Annotated in this window: 28 protein-coding genes; 13 read left to right on the top strand and 15 right to left on the bottom strand. The window is 63.1% G+C overall.

Translation table 11 applies throughout. The features are described 5' to 3' along the window. Positions 1 to 147: 147 nt before the first annotated feature. The 15 genes from EMA17_RS37290 to EMA17_RS55590 all read right to left on the bottom strand — a co-directional run bounded on the left by EMA17_RS37290 (position 148) and on the right by EMA17_RS55590 (position 15,089). Positions 148 to 5,937 (bottom strand): CHAP domain-containing protein, encoded by a 5,790-nt coding sequence (locus EMA17_RS37290; RefSeq protein ID WP_126641632.1) that lies wholly within the window; start codon positions 5,935 to 5,937, stop codon positions 148 to 150. 9 nt (positions 5,938 to 5,946) lie between these two features. Further along, positions 5,947 to 6,351 carry a hypothetical protein gene (locus EMA17_RS37285; protein ID WP_246127145.1) on the bottom strand — a complete coding sequence of 135 codons (405 nt, stop codon included), beginning with the start codon at positions 6,349 to 6,351 and terminating at the stop codon, positions 5,947 to 5,949. Continuing rightward, the gene (locus tag EMA17_RS37280; RefSeq protein WP_126641631.1) at positions 6,351 to 6,656 is read right to left on the bottom strand and encodes a hypothetical protein; all 306 of its coding nucleotides are present in this window, start codon (positions 6,654 to 6,656) and stop codon (positions 6,351 to 6,353) included. The genes EMA17_RS37285 and EMA17_RS37280 overlap by 1 nt, the downstream gene beginning before the upstream one ends. Positions 6,657 to 6,741: 85 nt before the next feature. Beyond that, positions 6,742 to 6,924, bottom strand: a complete 183-nt coding sequence (locus EMA17_RS37275; protein WP_126641630.1) for a hypothetical protein — start codon at positions 6,922 to 6,924, stop codon at positions 6,742 to 6,744. A 2-nt stretch (positions 6,925 to 6,926) separates the two neighbouring features. Next, positions 6,927 to 7,640, bottom strand: coding sequence for a phage tail tube protein (locus EMA17_RS37270; protein WP_126641629.1), 714 nt, complete (start codon positions 7,638 to 7,640; stop codon positions 6,927 to 6,929). 8 nt (positions 7,641 to 7,648) lie between these two features. Next, entirely contained in the window at positions 7,649 to 8,035 is a 387-nt protein-coding gene (locus EMA17_RS37265; RefSeq protein WP_126641628.1) for a hypothetical protein, read from the bottom strand. A 6-nt stretch (positions 8,036 to 8,041) separates the two neighbouring features. Further along, positions 8,042 to 8,398: a hypothetical protein gene (locus tag EMA17_RS37260; RefSeq protein WP_126641627.1), complete on the bottom strand. Its 357-nt coding sequence runs from the start codon at positions 8,396 to 8,398 to the stop codon at positions 8,042 to 8,044. A gap of 312 nt (positions 8,399 to 8,710) precedes the next feature. Continuing rightward, the gene (locus tag EMA17_RS37255; protein ID WP_126641626.1) at positions 8,711 to 9,307 is read right to left on the bottom strand and encodes a phage gp6-like head-tail connector protein; all 597 of its coding nucleotides are present in this window, start codon (positions 9,305 to 9,307) and stop codon (positions 8,711 to 8,713) included. A gap of 8 nt (positions 9,308 to 9,315) precedes the next feature. After that, the gene (locus EMA17_RS37250) at positions 9,316 to 10,392 is read right to left on the bottom strand and encodes a phage major capsid protein (RefSeq protein ID WP_246127144.1); all 1,077 of its coding nucleotides are present in this window, start codon (positions 10,390 to 10,392) and stop codon (positions 9,316 to 9,318) included. 20 nt (positions 10,393 to 10,412) lie between these two features. Next, entirely contained in the window at positions 10,413 to 10,985 is a 573-nt protein-coding gene (locus tag EMA17_RS37245) for a hypothetical protein (protein WP_126641625.1), read from the bottom strand. Positions 10,986 to 11,049: 64 nt separating this feature from the next. Next, a complete protein-coding gene (locus tag EMA17_RS37240) occupies positions 11,050 to 12,477 on the bottom strand; it encodes a phage portal protein (RefSeq protein ID WP_126641624.1) in 1,428 nt (475 codons plus the stop codon). After that, positions 12,478 to 13,524: a terminase TerL endonuclease subunit gene (locus EMA17_RS37235; protein ID WP_126641623.1), complete on the bottom strand. Its 1,047-nt coding sequence runs from the start codon at positions 13,522 to 13,524 to the stop codon at positions 12,478 to 12,480. Next, a complete protein-coding gene (locus tag EMA17_RS37230; RefSeq protein WP_126641622.1) occupies positions 13,478 to 14,080 on the bottom strand; it encodes a terminase large subunit domain-containing protein in 603 nt (200 codons plus the stop codon). Before EMA17_RS37230 ends, EMA17_RS37235 begins: the two co-directional genes overlap by 47 nt. A 13-nt stretch (positions 14,081 to 14,093) precedes the next feature. Continuing rightward, on the bottom strand, positions 14,094 to 14,522 hold the full coding sequence (locus EMA17_RS37225) for a phage terminase small subunit (RefSeq protein ID WP_126641621.1): 429 nt from the start codon (positions 14,520 to 14,522) through the stop codon (positions 14,094 to 14,096). Between the two features lie 249 nt (positions 14,523 to 14,771). Beyond that, positions 14,772 to 15,089 carry an HNH endonuclease gene (locus EMA17_RS55590; protein ID WP_218043192.1) on the bottom strand — a complete coding sequence of 106 codons (318 nt, stop codon included), beginning with the start codon at positions 15,087 to 15,089 and terminating at the stop codon, positions 14,772 to 14,774. A gap of 545 nt (positions 15,090 to 15,634) precedes the next feature. Between EMA17_RS55590 and EMA17_RS37215 the strand changes: the two genes are divergently transcribed. From EMA17_RS37215 to EMA17_RS37155, 13 genes are all read left to right on the top strand, one after another. Then, positions 15,635 to 16,135 carry a hypothetical protein gene (locus EMA17_RS37215; protein WP_126641620.1) on the top strand — a complete coding sequence of 167 codons (501 nt, stop codon included), beginning with the start codon at positions 15,635 to 15,637 and terminating at the stop codon, positions 16,133 to 16,135. 227 nt (positions 16,136 to 16,362) lie between these two features. Beyond that, positions 16,363 to 16,695: a hypothetical protein gene (locus EMA17_RS37210; RefSeq protein ID WP_126641619.1), complete on the top strand. Its 333-nt coding sequence runs from the start codon at positions 16,363 to 16,365 to the stop codon at positions 16,693 to 16,695. Continuing rightward, positions 16,692 to 17,480, top strand: coding sequence for a RecB family exonuclease (locus EMA17_RS37205; protein WP_126641618.1), 789 nt, complete (start codon positions 16,692 to 16,694; stop codon positions 17,478 to 17,480). Before EMA17_RS37210 ends, EMA17_RS37205 begins: the two co-directional genes overlap by 4 nt. An 86-nt stretch (positions 17,481 to 17,566) precedes the next feature. Beyond that, positions 17,567 to 18,382 carry an AAA family ATPase gene (locus EMA17_RS37200; RefSeq protein WP_126641617.1) on the top strand — a complete coding sequence of 272 codons (816 nt, stop codon included), beginning with the start codon at positions 17,567 to 17,569 and terminating at the stop codon, positions 18,380 to 18,382. Positions 18,383 to 18,444: 62 nt separating this feature from the next. Continuing rightward, positions 18,445 to 18,852 (top strand): hypothetical protein, encoded by a 408-nt coding sequence (locus EMA17_RS37195; protein WP_126641616.1) that lies wholly within the window; start codon positions 18,445 to 18,447, stop codon positions 18,850 to 18,852. Positions 18,853 to 18,969: 117 nt separating this feature from the next. After that, positions 18,970 to 19,359 (top strand): CHC2 zinc finger domain-containing protein, encoded by a 390-nt coding sequence (locus EMA17_RS56140; protein WP_126641615.1) that lies wholly within the window; start codon positions 18,970 to 18,972, stop codon positions 19,357 to 19,359. Beyond that, entirely contained in the window at positions 19,283 to 19,909 is a 627-nt protein-coding gene (locus EMA17_RS37185) for a toprim domain-containing protein (RefSeq protein WP_371863102.1), read from the top strand. Before EMA17_RS56140 ends, EMA17_RS37185 begins: the two co-directional genes overlap by 77 nt. After that, positions 19,906 to 20,685: a hypothetical protein gene (locus EMA17_RS37180; protein WP_126641613.1), complete on the top strand. Its 780-nt coding sequence runs from the start codon at positions 19,906 to 19,908 to the stop codon at positions 20,683 to 20,685. The genes EMA17_RS37185 and EMA17_RS37180 overlap by 4 nt, the downstream gene beginning before the upstream one ends. Further along, on the top strand, positions 20,682 to 21,233 hold the full coding sequence (locus EMA17_RS37175) for a hypothetical protein (protein WP_126641612.1): 552 nt from the start codon (positions 20,682 to 20,684) through the stop codon (positions 21,231 to 21,233). Before EMA17_RS37180 ends, EMA17_RS37175 begins: the two co-directional genes overlap by 4 nt. Further along, the gene (locus EMA17_RS37170; protein ID WP_126641611.1) at positions 21,226 to 21,441 is read left to right on the top strand and encodes a hypothetical protein; all 216 of its coding nucleotides are present in this window, start codon (positions 21,226 to 21,228) and stop codon (positions 21,439 to 21,441) included. Before EMA17_RS37175 ends, EMA17_RS37170 begins: the two co-directional genes overlap by 8 nt. After that, positions 21,438 to 23,441 (top strand): ribonucleoside-triphosphate reductase, adenosylcobalamin-dependent, encoded by a 2,004-nt coding sequence (gene nrdJ / locus EMA17_RS37165; protein ID WP_126641610.1) that lies wholly within the window; start codon positions 21,438 to 21,440, stop codon positions 23,439 to 23,441. The genes EMA17_RS37170 and nrdJ overlap by 4 nt, the downstream gene beginning before the upstream one ends. A 41-nt stretch (positions 23,442 to 23,482) precedes the next feature. Further along, positions 23,483 to 24,004, top strand: coding sequence for a D29-gp49 family protein (locus EMA17_RS37160; RefSeq protein WP_126641609.1), 522 nt, complete (start codon positions 23,483 to 23,485; stop codon positions 24,002 to 24,004). A 79-nt stretch (positions 24,005 to 24,083) separates the two neighbouring features. Continuing rightward, positions 24,084 to 24,335: a hypothetical protein gene (locus EMA17_RS37155; protein WP_126641608.1), complete on the top strand. Its 252-nt coding sequence runs from the start codon at positions 24,084 to 24,086 to the stop codon at positions 24,333 to 24,335. The last annotated feature ends 67 nt before the right edge of the window (positions 24,336 to 24,402 follow it).

Below are 24,402 nucleotides of genomic sequence, written 5' to 3'. Positions count from 1 at the left end.
CCACCGCATCGGTAGCGGAGGGCGGGGACTCGGGTTCGGCTTGTCTGGGGCTATCGGCCCCGGTAGGGACGGAATCGGCATCGGCACCCTCCCTGGGGGCAGCGGAAAGCCCTCCAGAGCCGGACATCGACTCTGGAGGGCTGGACATCACAGCGAGTACATCGACTCCGCGTACTGGAGTGCTCGGACGATCTCCCTGTCGGTCGGCACGCCCTGAACGGCGTGGATGTGGATCTCGTAGCGAGGCCCACTGCTGAGTAGACCTGCCGTTTCGGCGGCCGGGATAACGCGCTCGCCGCCCCTGAAATTCACCAACTCCGGACCGCGCTCGCCCACGAGGGCCAGTCCCGGTGAGGCGCTGGGCGTACCCATCCAGTAGCCCCGGCCGGTCAGCGCCCTCTCGTCGAAGGGGCTCTCCTCAGCCGTTCCGCCGTCCCTGAGCGCTGCCAAGGTTTTGGCGTTCGGCCTCGCGAAGAGATCGGCGCGGTTTCCGTAGCCAACGGAGCGCTTGACTACCGGGCCCTCGTTACCGCCGATCGTGGTCAACAGGCCGCCACGGTTCTCCTCGACGAGGTTGATGTGGCCCCAGGATCCGGGACCGGATCCGCGGTACATCGCGAGGTCGCCGGGCCGTGCCCGGTTCGGGTCGGTGAAGCTGTCCCCCGCCGAACCGGCGGCCCCTGCCCACGTCGCAACGGCGGGGGCGGAGCGGAAGCCGCCGAGACCCCAGTAGCCGCGCTGGGAGCGCGTTTCACCCACAATCCACGAGATGAAATCCGCGCACCAAGCCTCGCCGTTGAAACCGTTGTACTTGTTGCGGTTGTCGCCGCCGCTGTCGCCCTGACCGATCTCTCGGCGGGCGGCATCGACGACCGCCTGAGCGCCTGTACCGAACTCTTCGTCGCGCGAGCGAAGCAAGGCGTCGATTCCGGAGCGCGCCTTTTCGACACCGGCCTGGACGATGCCACCGAGCCAGCCGAGCTGTGTCATCCCCCCAAGGAATGCATTCATCGACTGGTCGAGCGCGGGCTTCGAGTCCGCAGCGAAGGAGCCCGGGAACGAGTTCCCCGCGAAACTCCAATCCCCCACGACCCCTCCGGTAGCGAAGCGAGGAAGGTTGCCTCGCATCGCTGCCGCGTTGAGGGCGTGCACGGTGTCGGATCCGAGAGCCCGAGTAACTTCGGGCCGTAGGACGGACTCGCCGGGCGACAACATCGCGAGTACGGAGTCCACGCCGGGCGCGTAACCAGGCAGCACACCGCCCGCCGCGTACCTGGGAAGATCTCCAATCAGGGGGATCTTCGCCGGTGCCAGGAGCTTGGTGTTGATCGGTTCGACCATGGCGGCCTGGATGAAGCTGACCGCGCTTCGCACGGCGCTCTGCACAGCCGAAGAGAGACGGCCCATCGAACCCGAGACGGCAACCTCGGTGGCGTTGAAGGACCCTTCGAGCCCTCGAAGGCCGGTCTGCATCGAGGTGACCGAGCGGAGAACGTCAGCCTGAGAGGCTGTCCAGACAACGGAGTTCGTCATCTGGAAGGCGCGCATCCGCGTACCCATGTCATCGGCCGACATCGTTACCTGACGTTGTAGCCCCTGGAGCCCGATCGTCATCGAGGACCAGGACGAGCCCGCTTTCGCCTGGACGGCCTGGAACTGGTCGACGAGATCGGTCAGCGACGTGCGAATGCGCGTCACCGCGTCCTCGACGGCCGCGGCATCGGGCACGAACCCCTGAGTCGCGTCCCCGACCGCAAGGGAGCCTGTCTTCGCCCCCTGGTTGAGACCGAGCACAGCCCGGTAACCGAGTGCCCTGACCGCATCCGGGCGGAGTACGGCTTCACCCGGCGACAGGAGAGCCCTAACGGAGTCTCGCCCCGGCGAGTAGCCGGGAACGATCCCACCCTCGGAGAACTCGAAGAGCCCTTCCGTATTGGGCATGGCCGCCCTGGCCGTCGACATCCAGGCGTCCGCCATGTCCCGGGCATGCTCACCCGGGTTGTTCCGGATGTCGTTGACGGACCGGATCATCTCCGTCAGGCCATCGGTTGTCCCCGTGAACAGGTCCTTGACGTCGTTGATCGCATCCGTCACGGTCCCAACGGGGTCGGTAACCGCAGACTTCGCGAATTCCCAGATTCCCTTCACAGAGTCGAGACCATTTGTGACGAGATCCTTGGCCATGTCGAAAACGGCCTTGGGGTTGAACGAGTCCCAGAGGAACTTCCCCGTTCGCTCGACAATGTTTCCCGTGCCGTGCCAAATGTCCTTGGAGAAGTTCTCGCCCAGGGTCGGGGCGATGGCGCCGGCCACCGTGCCGATGATCTGGCTGTAACCGGTCGGGAGGTTCCGCAGGCCCTCGGGCAGCTTGTTGAGGACCCAGTCGTACATGCCCGCGAACTTGCCGGCGCCTTGGGTGCCGTTCCACTTCACGGTGTCCCGGCCCCAGCCCATCAGGTTCCGGCTGGTGTCGCCGCCAACTCGGGACGCGGCGCTCTGGAATCCCACGGACTTGCCGAACGACGCTGCCAGGGGGCCGATGTTGAACGTGTCCAGGGCATCGAGGAGGAACGACAGTTTCCCGCCGTTTCCTCGGCCCGCCACGCCGCCGGAGGCAAACCGTGAGATCAAGCCTCGGGTGGCAGCCGCGTTCCAGGCGTGGATCGTTCCGTGTCCCAGGGCGTTGGCGACCTCGGGTCGTAGGATCGCTTCTCCCGGTGACAGAATCGCGGGAATGGAGTCGATTCCCGGGGCATAGCCCGGGAGGACACCTCCAGCGGCGAACTTCTTGTTCTTGCCGCCCCCGTTATTTCCGCCATCACGGCCTGTTGAGCCGTTGATGCTTTGGATACTGCGATCGAGCCCTTCGGCCTTGTCGTCCGCATCCTTCAACGCGTCCCGGAGATCCTTGACCTGCTGAGTGATGTCCGACAAGGACCGCCCGTTGAGCAGCCCGACACGGCCGGCGAGCGATGTGGCTCCCGTACCTTGGCCAACCTTTTCGTAGGCGCCGTCTGCGGCGGCTGTAAGCGCCTCGAACTCTGCGCGGATGGCAGCGAGAGTGCGGCCGTTCAGGAGGCCAATTCGGCCTGCCAGGTTGGTAGCACCGGTTCCTTGGCCGACCTTTTCGTAGGTTCTGTCGGCAGCCGCTGTGAGCTGATCAAACTCGCTGCGGATCCCCGAGAGTGTGCGTCCGTTCAGCAGTCCGACGCGGCCCGCGATGCTGGTAGCACCCGTGCCTTGGCCGATCTTCTCGTAGAGGCCGTCGGCCGCACTGGTCGTCGTGGAGAACTCGGCACGCAAGCCGATGAGGCTCCGGCCGTTGAGCTGCCCCACTTCCGCGCTGATTGCCTTGACAGCCCGCTCGACTGCATCGGCCTTGTCGCGGACCCCTTCAAGGTTGCGGATTGTCGGGTTCAGCGAGGTCCCGTTCAGGTCCCGGATGCCCTGGGTGCCGACCCGTCGAACCATGTCCTCGGCGTTGCGAGCCGCTGAACCCACACTGCGTCCACCAGCACCGCTCAACGTGTTGATGACGTCGTTCAGGCTGACGTTGTTGACGGCGGCCATCTCCCGGCGCAGAGCGCCGATTCGGCTGTCGACGTCGCGCAGCTCGTTCTGCAAGCGCTGAAGCTCACGGCCGCCCGGGTTCGCGCGGTCCTGGTCCCGCTGCCGGTACCGGTCCCGCCGGTCCGTGTAGCCGTCCCGGAAGCTGCCTCCCTGAGACCACCGATTCGCACCGCTGGCCACCTGGGTTCCGAAGCGGCCGGCTCCGCGGGCTCCGCGCCCTGCCGTTGCTGCCGCCCCGCCGATCGAGCCGAGCAGTTTCCCGGTCTTGCCGATGACCTTGGTGAGGATGCCGAAGGCGATGATGAACGGGGCGGCAATGGCAAGGATCTGGATGAACTTGCCCAGCATCTCCCGGAGCACAGGATGGGCCTTGAGGCCATCCGCGATCCATTGGAGTCCGGCACCGGCCTTTTCGAGGCCCGAGAAGAAGTTCTCCAAGAGGGTGACGACGGTCGGCTTGAAAGCCTGACCGATATCGTCAAGCTTCCCCACGAGGGCGTGAACACGCTGGCCGAGTTCGGTCCATTCGAACTTCCCGGTCTCCGGGTCAAAGTCGCCGAACAGTTTTCCGAGGCTGAGCTGTGTCTTCTCCTTGAGACCTTGAATCTTGCCGCCGATGGATCCCTGTGAAAGTTCGACCGCGGCACCCGAGATCGGCTTGCCGTTCATCGTCTTTTCCTGCGTGAACTTGATGAAGTTGTCGAAGAACTGCTTGCTGCTGACGCCGGGTCCACCACGCTCCTGGATCTTGGCCAGGAAAGCCGCAGACTCCTCTTCCTCCGCCTCCTCGTCGTCGAGGCGTGTCTTCAGCTTCGGTGCCAAGGGCACCTGGGGCTTGGCCTTTCCCTTGCGCTCTTCCGGGCTCATAGCCTCCCAGCGCTCCATGGCGGCCTTGTACTGATCCAGCTTGCCTTGATAGGCATACTGTGCCCGGGAGTTGAAATCGTCGATCTCGGCGTTCTTCACCGCGTTCTTGCCCTTGCCTGGCTCGATCGTGAAACCCGCCATTTTCGCGAGTTCCTGAATCGGAATACCAGTGCCGCGCGTGAACTGCTTGAGGGAACGCGTATTGAGCTTGGAGTAGTCCATCAACAGGTCGGCCGCGTACATCGCACCCTTGACCCGCTCGGGGTCCATGACGCCATACGCCGCGGCGGCGTCGGCAATCGCCTTGATCAGGGCTTCGGCCTGCTTCATGGCGGTGTTGCCGGCGTCAAGCTTCGCGTTTCGGTCCTCGCCATCGAACCGGGGGTCATGGTTCGCGAAGTTCCGCGAATACTGCATGAACTTATCGATCATGTCTTCCAGCGAGAACGGGGTCATCACCGCGAACTGTTGGATGCTCTTGAGCCGTTCGGCCACCTGCTTCTGGTCGAACCCGGCACGAGCCAGACCCGCCGACGAGAGAAAGTTCCTGTCCGCGCTCTTGACACCCACATTGGTCAGCAGACCGGCCGCGGTCGTCAGAGGCAGGATCAGGCTCGTCGTGATCGAGCGCCCCAACTCCTGGGCATTCGTGCCCACCCGTTGCATTGCCTGGGACGTCTGGTCCCACTGAGCCCGCACGGCCGTCAGTCCGGATGTGTGGGTGTTCGCCACGTCGTTCATCGCCGTGCGTTGAGCCGCGATGCGGTCGCGAAGCTGGGCCTGGATCCCCTGGGTCGTGGTGACCTCGCCGCGGAGTCGCTGAAGCTGTCCCTGCTGCCAGTCCCTCAACAGGGCCTGCTCGGACGACCTGATGTCGGCATGCATCATCCGCTCGGCCTGGACCCGCAGGCGGCCCATGCGCTGAGCCTCGGCCTGCGCCTGGGACTCTCGGCGAGCCTGCTCCCGGAGGGCCTGGGCATGGGCCCGGTCCACAATCTGACTCTGTGTCAGGCGGTTGGTCGTCTGCTCTCGCGCCAAGCGAAGCTGTTCGCGGTGCAGCTCCCGGTCCATACGGGCCGAGTCCTCGACGCGCCGCTGTCGCTCGCGCGCCGCCTGGGCCTCGGCGGCAGCCGTCTGCCTGATCGCGCTCTGCGTGGCCTGGGACGTTCCCTGAAGCAGGGATCGCCGCTCAAGCTCCGCTTCTCGGAACGCGCGAAAGCGAGCTGCCGCCTGCTGGCCGTACTCGGCGGTGATCTGCCGCTCGATTCGTGTCAGCGTCGCCTGTGAGTCGCGGGCCTCGCGAGCCACTGCTTGCCGGGTCTGGGATGCCCCCTGTGCGGCTCCCCGGGTCATGCCGGTCTGCATGCTGGTGCCGGCTGTGGCGCCGGCGGCCTGCATTTCTCGGGTCAGTTCGGCACGCATCGCCGCCGTTCCCGCGGTATTCAACTGCGGGATGATATCGATATAACCGGTGCCGACCTTGATGGGCCCGCGCGCCATAGGCATCTCCTACAGGGAATTCATGCGCGCGAAGAATTCGCTCACCTCGGCACCGGACGCGAATTCCTGTGGGGGCGCCGGGGCCGCAGGAGCACCCGGGCGCGGAATGGGCGACGGCGGATCGAGGTTGTTCGATCCGTCGGAGTTGGCTTTGATGAACATGAAATTGCTCAGTTCGAGCGCGTCTGACACGCGCGCAAGAAGGTGGTCCGTCGTGGACCACGTGGTGCTTTCGTCGACCGCCGCAACAAAGTTCGAACGGCCGTTCTTCAGTCCCAATGCTTTGATGAGAACGGCGACTCGTCGTAGAGACAGCCGCCCGCGCCACAGGTCGAGCAGATCGATTCCGAAGAACTCCAGGAAATCGGCTTCGAGTTCGTCACCGAACCGATCGATGGCACGGACGGTTCCCATCAGTTTCCCGCGTCACCCTGCCCGGCGGCAGCGGTGATCTTGTCCGCGAAGACGGAGAAGTCGCCGATCGTCGCGCCGGTTGCCTTGTACGCGTCCCACTGATCCTGACCGAGAATCAGGCGGATCGCCTCGACCTCGTCCTGGGCCTCCAGAATACCGACCGGCATATCGAGTGCAGCCGGAATCTCATACGTGACACCGGCATGTTCGACAGAGGTGGTGCTCTTGGTCGCCTCGGCCTTTCGAGCGGCTGCCGTCTTCCGCGGGGCGGTCTTACGAGGGGTTGCGGGCTTCGCAGTAGCCATGGTGTCTCCCGGAGGTCTAACGGATATGGAAGAGCCGGGGAGGCAAACCCTCCCCGGCGCAACAAGAAAAGGGGGTGAAGCCGAGTCAGCCGCCGGCCTTCGCCGTCACGGTGAGCGTGCCGGCGGAGACTTCGACCGAGCCGTCCGAGACGGTGATGGCGTAAACGCCCGGCGCACAGTCGGCGGCGACGGTCGCGCTCATCACGAACGTGCCGTCGGAACCCGCCGTCGGCGCGGTAAACGTGATCTTGGTGGGGGTGTTTGCCATGGTCAGGCCGCCTTTCCGGTGACACTGGAGCCCGCCTTGAAGTGCAAGCCGTTGATCTTCACGGTCGCACCCTGTTCGACGGTGGTGGCGGCCAACGCCGCCGAGGCCGGGGTAACGACACTGCCGGTCTCGTTAATGTCGTCGTTGGTGAGCACGTAACCCAGCGAACCCGAGTAGTCCAAGGCGTCGATGGTCAGTTCGTACTTCTGGTTCTCGGTCCGCTGGAGCTGAATGGCACCCCGATCGGAAACCATGGCCCGACCGATGACGCATCGATACATGACGTTACGTTCGGACCAGTCGACAACAAGAGAAAGCTCACTCAGGTCGGGAGTCGAGGAGATGTCGAGGCGGAAAATTCCGGTCTCTTTGCCGTCGTTACCGAGAACCGGCTTCCACGGTGCGCCGAAGAACAGTTCCGTCGTAATCTTCGTGGTCTGCATCAGGGTGGCCTTGATCTTGAACGAGGCGCCCTTGACGTTGTACAGAACCGGTACGGCCGACTGCCAGACATTGACAGGGTCGGTTTCGATCTGTGGGGTGATCGTCACCCCGGATTCATCGGCGTACCCGAAATCCTTGTAACCTGCCGGAGCGGTCTTGCCGTCACCGATCGTGGTCGGCAGTACAGTACCGCCTGGCGTGTTCTTCGGAGCCGGAGCGAGATAGAGGGCACCGGCAGGCGCGAAACGGATCTGATGTGCGTCATTAGCCATACAGGCTCCTAGCTCTCGATATAGAAAATAGTGACCTCGCCCCCGTAGACATGCTCACGAGAAGTGGGATCTGGGTAGTACTGCGGAGACGAGATCTCAACGACATCGAGGACCAGGGCGCCGTTGACGACGCGCCCCGGCAGGTCTTCGAGGAGGAGATCCCGGCACACCCGAGACAGAGTGGAAGCCTCCGACCGGTGTTCGTGGTAGACGTCGTACTCGACGTCGGCACGGTCCATACGGTGTCGCGTTACCCGGAATCCGCCGGAGTGGCGCAGGTAAATGCTCGTCTGGCCGGCCTGCCGGTCGAGGAGATCTCCGGTTACGGCAGCCGCCGGAACGTCGCTGCAACTCGTCAGGTAGCCGGCCACGAGAGCAACGGGATCAAGCATCATTCAGCATCATTCGATCCTCGCTTTCTCCAGGGCGGCTTTGAGGTAGAGCCGACCGGGATGCCGGGAGCCTCGGAGATCTCGATAGCCCAGCTCTTGCAGCATCGCGTGTCGAACTCTCGGGTCGAACTCGACGATGACCTGACCGAAGTAGCCGTCGAGATCGGAAAGAACGGCACTGGACAGGTGGTTCCGGATGGAGTTCCAGTGGTAGCGCCCGCCGCGCGACCGCGGGGCCCCCTGGCGGGCAAGCCGAAGGATGTCCTCGGTCGTGGTCTCGACCAGGCGGTGAGTCTCGGTGGAGGCGAGGATGGGCCGCTCCCAACTCGGGAGCATGTGGAGAACGAACGTCTTCTTGGCTGCCATCAGTGCTTCACCAGCCAGGCTCGGATCTGCACATGTCGTAGGGATCCGTGGGCCCAAGCAAGAGGCACGCCCTGGACCTCGTACCAGTGGCCGCCGCGAAGAACCCTGTCCGCCGAGTCGACGACGGCCCCCGGGGGCAACCAGATGCGTAGTCGCTCCTCGGCTGTCTCGCGCTCAGGGGACCGGGACTCGACAGCCGCCCCGTCGGGCTGCACATGGGCAAGCCCGGACCAGACGAGATGTGCCGATGTCCAGTCCCGTCGATGCATGTAGGCGTCGACCACCAGCTCGGCGCGGTAGATCTCAATGTGATCAGTAGCGAGGAGCACCAGGCGGCCCCCCCACGTGCAGAGGAACGTACGACCGCCGCACGGAGAGGCTTGCAAAGCGCCGGCGGTACCCTCGCAGCGATGTTCGCGCTGAAGCGGAAAGCGACTGAACCGACGAGGACGAGCCGAACTCGACCTCGACCTCGCCCACCCGCTCGCTGACGATGCCAGGCGAGATGGCCAGCCACCGAATGACCTCGGCGCATACCGTTGCCCGTACGACCGCCGGGATCGTGGAGTAGCCCCACGTACCCGTTACGCGAACCTGTGCTGTCGAGCCCCAACCCCCGCTTCGCCAAAGCGAGGTGCCATCGAATGTGTAGCCCAGCAGCTCGGTTCCGTCCGTTCTCCGCACAGACTCGATGGCGAGTTCATGCAGGTAGCGAATGGGCAGGGAGATCTGTGGATCCGGCCCGGCCGACACGGTGAAACTCTCGTGCTCGCGGCGCTGGAAGTCCCGACCGGTGTAGTCCTCGACGAAGGCCAGGGCGTCTACGAGGAAGGCGCCGATCCGCGGCCGTTCCTCGTCGGTGACGGGCCGCCCCAAACGGGCGGCCACGTCGTCAACACTTACTGACATGCGGCCCCCTACGGGGTCGGCTTGTTGATCGCCGCGATGTCGGCCTCAACCGCCTTGGCCACGATGATCTGCTCGGGGCGAATCACCTTGGTGTCGTAGATGACTCGCGACTTGATCGCGTCCACGAACTTCTTCTCGGGCCGGTACGAGTCCATCTCTGCGTGCGGAATCACAAGCGACACGGCCTGAGTGGAGCCCATGATCATGTCGATGCCGGACAGAACGCCATGGCCCTGCTTGGCGCCGAGCTTCGGCTGAGGCAAACCAGCCGTCACACCAAGGGAGTTCGTTACTCGGACCGGCACACCGAGGATGGTTCCGATCACACCGGTCGGCATGACGCCGTGCCCGAAGTGGCTGGCGTCGATGAACTTCTTGTCCCGCAGGATCGCACTCCGCAACTTCGGAGCGATGAAAAGGTATCGACTGTCCTCCGGCGCGCTCCGAACGTCCAGCCGCTCAAGCATGTCGACGACATAGTCATAGACGCTGACAGCCTTGGTGTCCTTGACGGACTGCGGCAGCGCGGCCGTGTCGATGGCACCGTGCAGGTCCGGCAACTTTGCCAACTCGGCGGGAGCCACGTTGATGGCTTCGACACCGTTGGAGTCCTTGCCCGCGACGGCCGCAACGATGGTCTGGGCGATGACCCTGTCCATGGTGCGAGCGAGCGCCTTGCCTCGCTGGCGGATCAGCTCCGACATGAGGTCGATGCCGGCCTTGGTCTGAAGCTGGTGAAGGGCGTCGATCTCCAGGTGGAACGAGGATCCCTTGTTGACGGTCATCTTGATGTACTCAAGCTCGGCTCGGTCGGCATCCCCGATCGAGCCGTAGGCACCAACCCGCCCCTTGTCGTCGACAGTGTCAACGAAGTGCGGGATGCGGATGACGTCGCCCTCCCGGCGGAACTCTCCTTCGTAGTTCCGGTTGGTGATCGTCGCCGACCCGAGGACAAGAGCCTCCTCCAGGTCTTCCAGGAGCTGGTCAGTCCAAATCTCCGGAATGAAGGTACCGGCGACGCCCGTATTGAGCTTGTCGCCGGCCTGAGTGTAAACGCCCTTGATCGGGCCGGATTCAATTGCCATGCAGGACCTCGTCTGTTAGATCAGATGTCACCCCGCATGAGCGCGTCGAGCTTTCCCGCCTTGCGGGCCTCGATACGTTCAGCGCGAGTCATTCGAGACAGGTCGTCTCGGGTGTATTGGCCGCTCACGGCGCCTTGTCGTCCCAGCCCGAGGGACTGGTCATAGACCGGCTCGACGGGAGACTTGGGAAGGGTGGAGACGAACGCGGAAATTCGTTCCGTGTCCGGGGAGCCGTCTGCGCCGAGAAAGGCGGCAGTGTTCAAGAATTCGGCGGCAGGAAGGGTTGCCCCTACTGCCGCGGCGGAGGCTCGAAGCTCCGCCTCGACGAGGCGATTCCCGACCTCGGAAAGAGCTGCGGTCCGTGCTTCGGTTCGAGCGGCCTCGATGGCCCGCTCCTGGTCACTCATCGCCGACTGTCGAATTCCATCCAACTCAGTGCTGGCCGCCTTGAACGCGGTTTCGTTCTTACGGCTCAGGGCTTTCCATTTGGCGACCTCGGCTTGAAGCTCTTCGAGCGTGTGAACATGGGTCTCGTCCACGAGCACCGCAGCCGAAGCTCCGGAGGGATCGGGAGAGTTGGTGTCATCAGTCATGCAAACCATCCATTTCGGAGGCATAAAGAGAGTCCCCGTTTCGGGGGCTCGGGGTTAGCTGGTGTCATGCAGCTTCGCGCGCTGCGTTGCCGGCGTTGCCCTGTGGAGACTTGCTCGCGACCTGGGTTTTCTCGTCGCCGGGGGTTTCCTTCTCGGCTGGCACGGGCGCGGGGTACTTCCTCGCCAATTCCATTTCGTCCTTGGCGTCGTCTTCGCGCATGCTCTTGAACCGCTCGATCTGTTGTGGGGAGTAACCGGCATCGGCCAGAAGCTGATTCCGCGGGACGCCGATGAGACTGAGCTTCATCAACGCGTCCATATGCTGAGCCTCGGTACGGTTCTCCGGATCACGCCACATAACTTCGGCGGACCAGGCTTCGGCCCGCTTCTTGTCACCCATGACCGCGAAGCACAAACGCAGGACGCGCTCCCACGCCTCACCGAAGTGGAGCATGCGCTCGCGAACTTTGCTGATAAGGCCGGCCTCTGCGGATGTGATTGCCTCGCCGGACGGGGCTTGGCCACCATTCAACAGGAAATAATGGAAAGGGATCCTCGAAATCGAGGCCATGTGCTGGACGAGCATGGCGACAAGATCACAGTAGTTGGAAAGATCAGCGGCCTCGAACTGCCCAAATTTGGCGTTCGGGTCCTCGGCCTGCAAAAGCTTGTCGACAGCCACCTGAAAGGGTTCGACCGGACGACCGTCTTCGTCCTCAAGGATTTCCAAGCCCGTGACAAAGCGTTGTGGCCACGCCATGAACTCGGATGCCACCAGGGCATCCGAAACAATCTTGTTGATCGCGTCTTGGAGCGGGATAACGCCGCGGAGGTCTGACAGCGGTTTCCCCGTCAGACGGGACCGGTTCGAAATGGGGACAACCGGTACGACGCCAGTCGGGTTGCGGGCTCGCTTGGCCTGTCGCCAGGTCTGGCCTGCCTCCTGGAACGTGTACACCCCATTGGGTAGCCACAGCGTTGACCAGGTACGGCCCCAATCGTCGACGTAGAACTTTGCTGCGGCCTCGATCTCCCTGCGACTGCCGGGGCGGTACTGCACGACCACATGCTCGGCCGACTCAATGGTGATTGTCGGGCGGCCGTCCTTATCTGCCCAAACAATCGCGTACGAGACTCCGTGAATCAAGGCGTCAAGGTGAGCTGCGTTGGACTCAGCGTCCATGAAATTCCGCTGCCAGATTTCCGAGGCCGCCTTGTCGGCGTGTAGCTCCTCGGTCATCCGAAAGCCGTCAATGGCCAAACGCTCGTTGACGGAATCGACAATCAGCCCGGTGAAGTTGTCCGACCAGTTGTTGAAGAGGCTGGCGAACTGCTCCTTGTGCCGCGCTTGCGCAAACACCAATTTCTGATGTTCGCCATCGTAGTAGTCTCCAAGGGCCTTGAAGCGACCAGCGGAAGACAGCAGCTTGCCTTGGAGATACCTGATCCACTGCTCTGGGGAATCAGGAGGTGAATCGAAAGCACCGCTCATCTAGAACCCCACCACTCTGGATCGTCGTATCTTCATCCGCCCATCTGCAATAGCGTCGGCTCGTGCCTCGAAAGCAAGAATGCTGCAAACAGCCAGGTCGATCTTCTTCTTGGACCTCGGCGACTCCTTCGTAATCAGAAGCCCCTGCGGAACCTCGCGGGTGACCGCATTGAGTACGTGGCGTCGAATATCTGAATCACCGTCGTGCTTGACGTCCTGAACGGCCGCAGCGCTGCGCAGGCGTTCGGTGGCGTTGACCATGCGGGTCGGCTTATTGGTCCAGTACTCGAACACCCTGTCTTCCCACTCGATCGACCAACGTCCGATGGCTTCCTGCCAGTACGGTGGGTCGGCATACATCCACTCGACGCGGTACGTTTTGAATGTGCGCTCGACGGCTGCCTCGACCGCGAGGACATCCACTTCCCAGTCGGGGTCGGTCCGCGGGTTCTCCCACAGCCCCAGAAGGAATAGCTTGCCGTCACGAAGTCGGCAGCCGACAATCCCTGTTGCGTCTCCGCGAATCGAGCCGTCGAAGCCGACTGCGATTTGATCGCCAGGAAGTATGGGATCCGCCTCGGACAGGCATAGATCCCAATGCTCTTTGGTCATCCATCCGTCGGCGTTCTCCTGAATCCGATTCAGGTAAAAGCGGTAGCTGACAGCCGTACTCGTTCGAGGGTCTTGAATTGCGTCGGCAATACCGCCGAGGTCCACCCAATAAGAGTCGCCGTAGGCTTCGGCCACAGCAGCCATGACCGCCTCGCGGTCCTGGAAGTCAACTTCCCCAGAGGCTTCACGGCAGTCGTAGAGGATGCGTTTAGCGCCCTGCTCCATGGCGGCATCGAAGGTCCGTTGAGCAATGCTCGCCTCATTGGGATTGAAGGCATTGGTCGTCTCGATCAACCGCGAGCCGGCGCCTGCGGTCTTCTGGACGTTGCGGTCCAGGGTTTCCCATACGTAGATGCCTGCGTTGGATTCAACCCAGTGGTGGACCTCGTCACATACAACGAAGTGGCAAAGCCCGGCCCCGACAGAGCGGATCATGTCGGGGCCGGACAAAGGTGGGCCTCGCCCCCTCAAGTCCCCGCGAGGACGAGGTGACGGGCTCAATACGACCCGGGCGACCGGAACGGAACTGGATCAGCCCTTTACCGATGTCGAGACCGTATTCGCGCTCCGCTGGGCTTTCCGCGAGCATGCCGCGGATCATGTCCCGGGTGTTTGCCGTCTGATCGAGCGAGGTGGCCGCGATCTGGACAAGCGGCAAAGGAACCCGCTTGCCTACCGGCCTACCCAGGGAATCCCAGTGGGAGAAGCGGCACGGGCCAATGAACTCCACGATGGCCAACGCTGCCAACAGGGGTGTCTTGCCCCACCCCTTCGCGCGCCGAAGGGCGCACGTGCGGTAGAGCCACCGGCCGTGCTCGTCGATGGCGTACATCCACAGGACGAACCGAAGCTGCTCAGGAGAGAACGCCCAAGGCGCCCCGGCGTTCTCTCCGTCCGGCTGGACGATGTAGCGCTGAGCCCAGCGGATGATCTCGTAACCGAGGCTGCGTGTCGGATGAGGAACGCCCTCCGGCATGTTTCCCGTGAGCATCCCTCACCTCGATTCAGTCAGTCGTGTTGAGCAAGCGGAACAGCTCCTCGTCCAGGTCGGCCGCGGTCTCGTTTGCCGGTTCGTCCTCGTCGGCCTCAGCCGACTTGTCGAAGGTCATGCGGAGCCTCGCCCTGTCCTCCGTGGTGGCACCCCACTTGGCAACGCGAAGCCTGATCTCGGAAGCGTGCTTGGTCTCACCAAGGAAGAAGGCGTCGACCAGGACCACGGTCAGCTCCAACTCGGCCCAATCGGTCTCCTGCCACTCCCGGGCTTGCGGAGACGTTGACCATGTACGCCAAAAGCGCTTGGCACCAGCGGACTTCACGCCCAGGGCGCGGGGAAGCTCGCGACCCACCTGGGTCTCGCCGACAAGGTCATGCTCGTACGGCGCCTTGTTCCGTCGAACGGCATTCGGCTTGGGTGCCGGCCCCCTGCCGGCCATCAGCCAGCCCCGCGAATTCGATCAGGTACCTCGTAGATGTCACCGAGGTCTGTCAACTCGTCGAGGGCAAGCTGCCGCCAGGCTCGTCGATCTGCGGCCCGGCTCTGACGCCGGGGAACCGGCGGAGCGGCGGGCAGGCAGATGCAATCCGATGAGCATCGGCCATCGCACACGAACATGGAGGACTCCTGGATAGGGTCGGCTGCCGCCGAAGATGGGGAGTGCGGTAAACGCTGAAGATTTGGAAGCTCAGCCTGAGCTGTAGGTTTTCTGTCGGTGACAGGCCCGGCAGAGCGTCAGGAGGTTGGACAGATCCCATGTCCCTCCGCGGGACACCGGAACGATGTGGTCGACCTCCAGCTCGGTGCGGGCACCGCACCGTTGGCACGTCCACCGATCGCGGACAAGGGCCCGCGTCCGCCGGGTGCGGAAGTCGCTCGGTCGGCTGAGGTTGCGGGCCGAAGGTCGGTCCCAACTCTTGCGGAGCTGGTGGTCGCTACACCGGCCGTCCAGAACGGTCTTGGAGGTGCATCCGTCTCGCAGGCAAATCGATGCGGCTCTGGGCACGTACTCACCTCCAATAGGAAAAGGCCCCGTTGAGGGACCTCGCGGGGGCGCTGGACTCGAAACCAGCTCCTCCAGCGTTTCCCGCGCGGTAGCTGCCGCGTGGTACTCGGCCTTGGGTGCACACCTACACCGACCCCCTGAGCCGACCCTGCACGGAGCTACCCGCTGACGATCGGCTCTGTTTGTGGGCCCCGGGCGGATGCTGGTCTGGCGCCCGGGGCCGCCCTCGGCGGCTCCACTCGGAGCATGTACAGGCGCTCAACGAGGAGTTCAACGAGGAAGCTCAAATAGCCCTGTCGTTTGCTCTGGGCAAAGGCTAAGAGGAACGAGGAGTACCGCTTTTGGGTCTCTCATCGATTTCTTTTTAACTGCTCTCACTACAGATGTAGGTGTCCTGTGGTAGTCCTCCGGACACTCACGGTCTGAACGTGCCACACATCACACTCGAACGTCAGTTCGATGAAACAGACCCGTCGAGAAGTTGTGTTGGTAGGTGGCACCGGCTAGGATTGGGACGTGACAAGAGACGGTGAGAGGGGTCGGCCATGACGGCACTGCCCTCAGATGCTGAGCTGGTTAAGCTGCATACGATGGGAAAATCGGATCTTGAAATCGCCGAGCGATACGGGGTTTCAAAGCAAGCAGTAAACAAGCGCTTGCTGAACGCGGGTATTCACAGACGTGATGAGATTCTGGATGTCAATGACATTCTACGGACCATGTGGGACATCAAGAGCAATCCTACGGGTACCACCCACCACAGCCGGTACAAGGCACAGCGGGTCAAGCTGTGGCTTCGGATGCGCATAGGTGACAAGAGGCTAAGTGCGGCCCAATTGGTCGAAGCACGCAAGTGGGAGTCCCGTATGCGCGCTTCGGGCGAAGTTCTCGGATATGACCCCGAGACGGAAGAAGGGTGGTACTACCGGCCACGTACAAGCGCTGACGGCAAGCTCGTTGTTGCCTGGCCCGCCGACCGTCCGCGGGCAGACGCCCAGGTCATGGGTCTGCTGGAGCTGCCCGAGGAGCCGCCAGAGGAGAGGTGATCGCAGACTGTCATGAGCATCACATGGTTGCGTGACATTGTCCGCTCGGGCCCCTAGTGTGCACTGGGGGCCCGTTTCCGATTCTGGAAGGTTTGCAAACGCCTAGACCCGCAAAGGATCACAGGCTACGGTGAAGTTGGGCCCACCAAGAAGTTGTGTTGGTAGGTACGGGGGACGGCAAGAACGCTGCGGGGGTCAGTTTTATTGTCAGGGGTTGGGGAGCACATATGAACATGGTCCGGAATTCACAGACCATGGTGAAGTCGCGTACGGACGTGCTTGCAGCCCTCGCCGAGGGTGACGTAACAAACTATGCAGTTCGGCTGGTGACATCGGGAGTGATGATCACCTCCGCCCTGTCCAGCACCATCGGACAGTATTTCGAAGCCATCGTCACGGATCTGGTCCTGAACGACGAGTTTCAGCGGGATGTTCACCAGGTCCTCGGCTGCTCGATTGACGAAGGTTCCATTTCCGTGGAACAGGCGCATTGCCCACACCCGATGTTCCCAGGCAGCAAATCCTTTCGATACCACCTCATCTACCCGGGAGTCGCATGAGCGTCGAGAATCAGCCGAGGTCGGTTTCACAAGCGCAGCAGTACGAGGAATGTGGGCACAGGTACTACCTGCGGCGCGTTGAGCGCGTTGCGTCGAGGCCGGCCGCTTGGTCCCACCACGGCACGGCCTTTCATACCGCGTGCGAAGCGGTGGAACGGTCCGGCCGGGAGATGACTGCGGACGAAGCGGTGGCACTCTTCTCCGACGAGTACGGGCGACTGATCAACCAGGCCCTCGCGGACGAACCCGATCTCGATCGCTGGCTGCACGCCTGCACGGGTGGCGCGGCCGACGACATCGAGCAGCGCTTCGAACGGGGCCGGGAGCAGACCCGCAGGTATGTGGAATGGGCTCGCGAGTCGGGTCCGGTCATCTGGAAGGCTCCGGACGGAACCGCCGGACTGGAACTCGCCTTTGAGACAGTCATCGGCGGTGTCGTTGTCCGCGGCTACATCGACCAACTGATCGCGGAGCCTGACGGTTCCGTGCGAGTGCGAGACCTGAAGACGGGGTCCACGAAATCGCGGTTCCAGCTTGAGACGTACGCCGTGGCGGTGCGCCAGGAGTACAACGTCCCGGTCAACTCCGGCGATTGGTACCTGGCCAAGGATCATCGTCTCAGTCGAACCGTGAAGCTGTCCGACGTCTCCTCCGAGGACGTGGGCCAGCGCTACGCCGCCATGGATGCCGGAGTCAAGCGCGAGGACTTCATGCCTGCCCCCGGGTTCGGCTGCAAGTTCTGTGACGTGTCGCATGCCTGCGATTTTTCGCGCCAAAGAAGTTGACTTGGTAGCAGGGGTCCGTCAGTCTGATCACAGGAGGCCCGAGCGATCGGGCCGTTTCTCGACAAAGAAAGTTGTCTTGATAGGTCATGTACTCTCTGGCGCAGAGCGCCCGCATGAAGGGAGCGGCCGGTGAGCCTCTGCCCACTCCGTTCAAGGGGCTGGCGCGGTTGGACGCCGACTTCCGCCGCGGCGAGTTCTCGATCGTCGCAGCAGGGGCCGGCACCGGGAAGAGCCTCTTCGCGATGAACCTGGCCACCCACGGGAATTTTCCCGTCATGTACTTCAGTGCGGACAGCAACGCGGCAACCCAACTGTCGCGAGCCGCCGCACTGATCACCGGCGATCCGATCAAGGCTGTCAAACAAGCGTTGCTCTCGGACGACTTCGACGCCTACAACGGGGCACTCGAAGAAAGGTGGTGGATGCGGTTCAACTACAATTCCCGACCTTCCCCGGCCGAGATGGAGATGCACCTGCTCTGCTACCACGCGGTGTACGGGACGTTTCCCCACCTCGTCATCGTCGACAACATCTCCAATGTCGACAGTGGGGATGCAGGAGACGCGGGCCAGTACTCGTTCAGCCTGGAAAGCATCTGCGAATTTCTTTCGGAGATGGCACGGGAGACCAATGCGCACGTCCTGGCGCTGCATCACGTCGTCGGCGAGTATGCGGACGGCCTGACCCCAGTTCCGCAGTCAGGGCTCAAGGGCAAAATCAGTCGGGTGCCTTCTCTGGTGCTGACGATCCACAAGGAGATCGACGGCATGGACAGCCGAACGCTGTACGTGAGCCCGGTGAAGAACCGCGAAGGATTCGAGGACAGCAGCGGCGGGACCAGTGCACCGTACGACCTTGACCCCCGGACGATGCGCCTGAAGGACGTCGAGCACGCCACCTGACCTTCGCATGAAAACAAAGTTGACTTGGTAGGTCAGTGTGGTTACTTTGGAGGTGTAGGCGGTTGCCAAGCCCGACAGCCAACAAGCGCAAGGGATACCGTTTCGAGAAGGAATTCGTCGATTACCTGGTCGACGAGTTCCCGGACATCGATCCGGATGAGATACGTCGAAATGGCACGCTGTACGGATCGAACGACCGCGGCGACATCCAACTTGCCGATCTGGCATTCGTCTTCGAGTTGAAGAACGTTCAGACGTTCGATCTCGCGGGGTTCTGCAAAGAACTGGAGCGCGAAATCGCCGCTCATCCCGAAGCCCAAAACGGCGCAGTCGTCATCAAGGCCCGGCTCCGCGGCATCGGCGACTCCTACGGCGTCATGCCGATCCGCCGCCTCCTTGCCCTCCTCCGGGAGAACCGAGACCTGAAGCGGCTCCTGGCCGCCGAGCGAGAGATGAGAAAGCACCCATGAGCGACACTCCATCCTCGTCCCACGTCGTCAGCAGCCGCGAATGGCGAGGCAACCATCAGACGTACATCGCCTCGTTCCGGCAGTACGACTTCCCCGTCACGGTTCGGAAAATCGCTGATGAAGACCCCCAAACCACCGATCGCTGACGTTTTCGCGCACTACTACCCGGAAACACCTGTCCGCGGCACCGGGCGGTGGGACAAGATCTGCTGCCCCGTGCACCAGGAGAGCCGCCCATCGGCATCGATCAACACAGACGCACAGCGCTGGAGTTGCTTCGTGTGCGACATCGCCGAGGACTCATGGGACGTGATCATGCGAGAGGAGTCCTGCGATTTCCCTGACGCAGTTCGCTGGGCACATAGCCGGTTCAGTGACGGCAGCAAAGACGTATCGGAATCAGTTTCCGGGCAGCCCGGCCGAGGAGTACATCCGGGCTCGCGGACTGGACAAGGTGGCCGGAGCGTTCGGACTCGGGTACGTAGGTTCGGCTCTAACTGGTCATGAGCGCCAACGCGGACGCCTCGCGGTGCCCTATGTCCGACCTGCCGGCGGCACAGATGCGGTGGCCACCGTGCGATTCCGATGCATCCGAGACGCGTGTGTCAAGCACGACGGACGGTTCCGATTCCCCGGCCCCGAAAAACACGAAGGCCATTCGAAATACGACAGCCAACCGGGTGACCCTCACCGGATCTTCAACACCTGGGCTCTGGTTCGACGCTCGAACCACATCGCCCTCTGCGAAGGCGAGATGGACGCAATGGCCATGCAAGCGGCCGGAGTTCCCGCCATCGGCATCCAAGGCGTCAGCGCGTGGAAGCCCTTCTTCGTCCCGGCACTGCGCGGCTTCGAGAGCGTCTTTCTCATGGCCGACGACGACGAACCCGGGTTGAAGTTCGCAGACAAGCTCGCGGCTCAACTGCCCAACGCCAAGGTCATTGTGCTCGGCGGAGGCCATGACGTGAACGGCTATCTCCACGCACGGGGCGAGGCGGCTCTTCGGGCTCGCCTCGGTCTACGCGAGGACACCCCAACCCAAGGAAGTGGTCAATGACCGATCGCACGATCGTTGTCATCCCCGACATTCAGTATCCGAAGCACGACCCGATCGCACTCAAGGCGGTCATCGACTTCATCGGTGACATCGAGCCGACCGAAGTCATCCAGATTGGCGATGCCTTGGACTACGAGGCCCCGAGTCGCTGGTCGACGGGCACCCGTGCCGAGTACGAGGGCAACGTCGAGAGCGAGTCCGAGTCGTTCGTCCAGGAGTTCATCGTCCCGCTTCGCGGGGTGTTCAGCGGCCCCCTGGGCTTCCACGAGGGCAACCACGACTCCCGTCCGCGGACGTACCTCGAAGGGCGCGCACCCGGGCTCGGCGCCTCACAGCACTTCCACATGGAACGGCTGCTGCGGTTCGACGACTACGACATTCGGCGGCTTCCCGACTTCAACCGCGTCGGCCCCAACGTCATCACCACGCATGGGCACCTCGGGCGGATCACCCTCAACAGGACCGCCGGTCTGACAGCGCTCACCGCTGTACGGCGATGGGGCGTGTCGGTTGTCATGGGGCACACCCATCGAGCAGCCGCAGTCCCGGAAACGTCGGGCCTGGGCGAGCCGCGCACGGTGTGGGGCGTCGAGGCGGGCAACTTGATGGACGACTCGCGAGCGGACTACCTGAAGGGGGCTCCCGGTAACTGGCAGAGGGCATTTGTCGTACTACACCTCTCGGGCGAGACGTTCCAACCGGAGGTTGTGTACATGCGCCCTGACGCCTCGTTCGAGTACGGCGGCTTCCGCTACTACCAGCCGGAGGCAGCATGACCAACTGGGAACACATCAACTCGATCGCGGCGAAGGTCGGCCGGGAAGTCGCCGGGAAGTGGCCATGCGTGGAGGCCGAGGACGTTCACCAGGAGGTAATGGCCCACCTCGTCGAACACGAGACCCGCCTCAGTGAGCACCTGGCCGACGATGACATGGTCCGGAAGATCGCGTGGGTGGAAGGCAAGCGATACGCGAGCCGGGAACGCAACGCCGCGGATCTTCTGGATGACCAGTACTACTACACCCCCTCGGAGGCTCGGGCAGCCGTCGTTTCGTTCATGTACACGGACTCGGAAATCGGGGACATGATCGGCCGCAAGGACGACCTGTCGCGGTGCCGCATCACAGACAACCTGGTAAGTGCCCGCATCGACGCCAGCATTGCGCTCGCCACGCTGAACGACGGGTACCGCGACGTACTGATGAGGGTGTACGCCCGCGGGCTGCCGCCAGCAGACGACGCCGAGCGAAAGCGCGCGAACAGGGCCATTGATGCTCTGGCACTGGCTATGAACCGGACCAGCCGGGCGGGTCGCCGTGCGTGACATCACCGACGTGTACGTCCGCCACGTCACCTCGTCGGCATCCGTCCAGATCACGATCGTCTACGACGATGCTCTACACACCCCGCTGTATCTGAGCCACCAGGCCGCCTCGGGCGAACTCGTGGAACTCAACCTGGCTGCTGCGGACGTACAGCCGCTCCTTCGCATGCTGACCGCCGCTGCCGTTTACACCCATGGAGATGCATGACCTTCGCAAGCGAGACCGCCCGGACCGTGTACGAGCGCACCTACCGTCGGGAGCGGCCGGACGGCTCCCTCGAAACCTGGCCCGAGACCGTAGAGCGCGTGGTCGACGCCAACCTTCGTCTGGTGCCGCCGCGTTACATCGAAGCTGGAGAGCGGCAGGCCCTGATCAACGAGATCGGTCGGTTTCGGATCCTGCCGGCCGGCCGGCACTTGCGAGCCGGCGGCGTCAGCGACTTCGCCCTCAACAATTGTTGGGCCGCCGGCTGGGATCCGGCGGAGCCTGCGCGACACTTCACCTTCACACTCCTTCGCCTGGCCGAGGGCGGAGGAGTTGGAAGCAACTACTCGCAGCGGTACTTCGAGCAATACCCGCTCGTCTGGACCGCGCCGGTAGTGCACATCGTTTGTGACCCGGCCCATCCCGACTACGCCGAGTTGCTGGCCGCCGGCCTCATCTCTTCGGAGTACGACCCCACTTGGCCGGGCGCCTACCCGGTGGAGGACAGCCGCGAAGGCTGGGCTGCCGCGCTCGCCGAGTTGATTCGTGTGGCACACGACCCGACCACCGAGGACCGAAGCCAGGTCTTCGATGTAGGTCGCGTGCGAGCCAAGGGGGCAGCGCTGCGCGCATTCGGTGGTACGGCCAGTGGACCTACTCCGTTTGCGCGGATGCTGGTGGAGGTCGGCCGTACTTTGAGTTCAGCGGTTGGGTACCGTCTCGACGGCATGGATGCCATGGCCATCGATCATTCGATCGCGGCATGCATCATGAGTGGTGGTGTACGTCGGTCCGCTCGTATGTCCATCAAGCACTGGGCCGACCTGGACATCGAGTTCTTCATCAACGCCAAACGCGACCAGTCCGACCACTGGACAACGAACATCTCGGTCGAGGTCGACGACGCCTTCTTCGAAGCCCTGGATCGCGACGACGAGCGGGCCATCTGGGTTCTCCGGCAGTTGGCTGCGGCAGCGCTCAGCAACGGCGAGCCGGGGTTTTGGAACTCATCGTTGTCGGCTGAGGGCGAGGTAGATGGGGTCTACACGACCAATCCCTGTGGGGAAGCCACCCTGACGGCCTGGGAACCGTGCACGCTGGGAAGTATCAACCTGGGCGCATTCGTGAACGGTTACGGGGATGTCGAGTACGAATCACTGGACGAAGCTCATCGGCTTTTGGTTCGCTTCCTGATTCGAGCTACCTTCGCGACTGTCGCCGATCCGCAATCGCAGGCGGCGATCGAGCGGTACCGCAGGATCGGCGTGGGCCACACGGGACTTGCCGATCACCTGGCCATGCGTGGTATCTGGTACTCGTCGGCATCGACCGATACCAGGGTGGCGTACCTTTTGCAGTCGCTTGCGCAAGTTGTGGACAAGGCCGCCGCAGACTACAGCAACGAGCTGAGGATTCCGCGCCCGATCAAAACGCGGGCGGTAGCCCCCACCGGTACGATTTCGAAGCTCGCAGGCGTGAGTGGCGAAGGAATTCACGCACCGTTCAGCCCCTACTTCATTCGGCGGGTCCGGTTTTCGACCGTGGCGGCCGACGAGGTTCAGCAAATGGAACGGTACGCCGCGGCCGGCTACTACATCGAACCCTGCCGATACGCACCCAACACCGGCGTAGTTGAGATACCGACGCTCGACCCCCTGGCAGACCGTATCGACTGCCTCTCCAACTTCGAGAGTGCAGCAGATCTGACTCTGCCACAGCAGCTTGACGTGCAAGTGCTCTACCAGCGCCTCTGGGCAGACCAGGCCGTGTCGTACACGGCCTCGATTCGACCGGAGCAGTACACCGTGAGCGAACTCATGAGGATCCTCCGCGAGTACATGCCCCGGCTGAAGGGGAGCACGATCTTCCCCGAGACGAGCCGAGATCAGGCACCGTACGAGCGGATCGACGAGGACGAGTTCCTTCTCCGCTCGAACGGCCTCACCTTCGAAACGGACACCGGCTACGACGAGTGGTGCGCATCCGGCGCATGCCCGATTTAGCCATCCCCAAAAGTTGACTTGATAGATATCGAGGCTTAGAGATGACCGACATCGATCCTTTCGCCGACACGTCCCCGTGGGACGAGACGCCGCCCGAACAACCCACTACCGCACAGGAGTCGCCCATGTCCGAGGTTCCGAACACTCCGGCGCCGTTCGTCGTTGGCATGACCTTGAAGGGAGCCGCGGGCTACGACGCCGAGTGGCTGACTCCCAAGGTGTACGGCCACACCGCGACGGAGGCGGCCAAGCGCACGGTGGAGCTGCTGACCGCCCTCAAGGCCGAGGGTGCCATCGACCTCACCGCGCGAGCCGCCGAATACACGCGGAACCAGTACAAGGGCGGTGGCCCGAAAAGCGGTGCAGCCAAGTCGTTCGAAGGCGGCAAGGTAACGACTCGGGACGGTGGAGAACCGCAGGGCGATGTGACCTGCGAACACGGTCGACGAAACCTGGTGGAGAAGCCGACCTGGAAGGCGCTGTTCTGCCCGGCGCCCGACAAGGCCGATCAGTGCGAACCGGCGTGGTTCGACAAGAAGACCGGCAAGTTCAAGGTCAAGTAGCGGCGTTGGCCTGCCCGAAAAGTTGACTTGAGTGGGGGCGGGTTCGACGGCCCGCCCCCGCTCCTTCTCAAGGAGCCCTGTGGAATTGGATCTGCCCGTCACCCTCGGAGTCGTCAACGAAGCGGCGACAGCATCCGCATCCCAAACGAGTGAAGGGCAAGTGACGATCACGATCGTCATCACTCACTCGACCGACGATCGACACGCGTCCAGCCACGTTGCGCACCTCTCCGTGCGGGCTGCACACGACCTTTTCCTGAGCCTTGGGGAATCGCTGGTCACGGGCCTCAACCTTGCCTTCGACGACATCGAAAACGACTGCCGTGGGTGAGTTCATGGCCGCTTTGGGCGGCGCCGTGCCGGGGCTGCTGCTCGCCTATATCCAGGGATACCGAGCC

Source organism: Embleya hyalina, assembly GCF_003967355.1.
Classification (GTDB): Bacteria; Actinomycetota; Actinomycetes; order Streptomycetales; family Streptomycetaceae; genus Embleya; species Embleya hyalina.
Note: the sequence above shows the minus strand (reverse complement) of the source record. Positions and strands in the feature narration are given on the sequence as shown.

Bases quoted from the DNA above. Each gene is read 5' to 3' on its own strand.
- EMA17_RS37290 (WP_126641632.1), bottom strand. From the start codon at position 5,937: ATGGCGCGCGGGCCCATCAAGGTCGGCACCGGTTATATCGATATCATC.
- EMA17_RS37180 (WP_126641613.1), top strand. From the start codon at position 19,906: ATGACCGATCGCACGATCGTTGTCATCCCCGACATTCAGTATCCGAAG.
- EMA17_RS37160 (WP_126641609.1), top strand. From the start codon at position 23,483: ATGACCGACATCGATCCTTTCGCCGACACGTCCCCGTGGGACGAGACG.
- EMA17_RS37270 (WP_126641629.1), bottom strand. From the start codon at position 7,640: ATGGCTAATGACGCACATCAGATCCGTTTCGCGCCTGCCGGTGCCCTC.
- EMA17_RS37225 (WP_126641621.1), bottom strand. From the start codon at position 14,522: ATGGCCGGCAGGGGGCCGGCACCCAAGCCGAATGCCGTTCGACGGAAC.
- EMA17_RS37235 (WP_126641623.1), bottom strand. From the start codon at position 13,524: ATGATCCGCTCTGTCGGGGCCGGGCTTTGCCACTTCGTTGTATGTGAC.
- EMA17_RS37175 (WP_126641612.1), top strand. From the start codon at position 20,682: ATGACCAACTGGGAACACATCAACTCGATCGCGGCGAAGGTCGGCCGG.
- EMA17_RS37215 (WP_126641620.1), top strand. From the start codon at position 15,635: ATGACGGCACTGCCCTCAGATGCTGAGCTGGTTAAGCTGCATACGATG.
- EMA17_RS37265 (WP_126641628.1), bottom strand. From the start codon at position 8,035: ATGATGCTTGATCCCGTTGCTCTCGTGGCCGGCTACCTGACGAGTTGC.
- EMA17_RS37230 (WP_126641622.1), bottom strand. From the start codon at position 14,080: ATGCTCACGGGAAACATGCCGGAGGGCGTTCCTCATCCGACACGCAGC.
- EMA17_RS37200 (WP_126641617.1), top strand. From the start codon at position 17,567: ATGTACTCTCTGGCGCAGAGCGCCCGCATGAAGGGAGCGGCCGGTGAG.
- EMA17_RS37260 (WP_126641627.1), bottom strand. From the start codon at position 8,398: ATGGCAGCCAAGAAGACGTTCGTTCTCCACATGCTCCCGAGTTGGGAG.
- EMA17_RS37255 (WP_126641626.1), bottom strand. From the start codon at position 9,307: ATGTCAGTAAGTGTTGACGACGTGGCCGCCCGTTTGGGGCGGCCCGTC.
- EMA17_RS37240 (WP_126641624.1), bottom strand. From the start codon at position 12,477: ATGAGCGGTGCTTTCGATTCACCTCCTGATTCCCCAGAGCAGTGGATC.
- EMA17_RS37245 (WP_126641625.1), bottom strand. From the start codon at position 10,985: ATGACTGATGACACCAACTCTCCCGATCCCTCCGGAGCTTCGGCTGCG.
- EMA17_RS37250 (WP_246127144.1), bottom strand. From the start codon at position 10,392: ATGGCAATTGAATCCGGCCCGATCAAGGGCGTTTACACTCAGGCCGGC.
- EMA17_RS37210 (WP_126641619.1), top strand. From the start codon at position 16,363: ATGAACATGGTCCGGAATTCACAGACCATGGTGAAGTCGCGTACGGAC.
- EMA17_RS37275 (WP_126641630.1), bottom strand. From the start codon at position 6,924: ATGGCAAACACCCCCACCAAGATCACGTTTACCGCGCCGACGGCGGGT.
- EMA17_RS37280 (WP_126641631.1), bottom strand. From the start codon at position 6,656: ATGGCTACTGCGAAGCCCGCAACCCCTCGTAAGACCGCCCCGCGGAAG.
- nrdJ (WP_126641610.1), top strand. From the start codon at position 21,438: ATGACCTTCGCAAGCGAGACCGCCCGGACCGTGTACGAGCGCACCTAC.
- EMA17_RS37205 (WP_126641618.1), top strand. From the start codon at position 16,692: ATGAGCGTCGAGAATCAGCCGAGGTCGGTTTCACAAGCGCAGCAGTAC.
- EMA17_RS37285 (WP_246127145.1), bottom strand. From the start codon at position 6,351: ATGGGAACCGTCCGTGCCATCGATCGGTTCGGTGACGAACTCGAAGCC.
- EMA17_RS56140 (WP_126641615.1), top strand. From the start codon at position 18,970: ATGAAGACCCCCAAACCACCGATCGCTGACGTTTTCGCGCACTACTAC.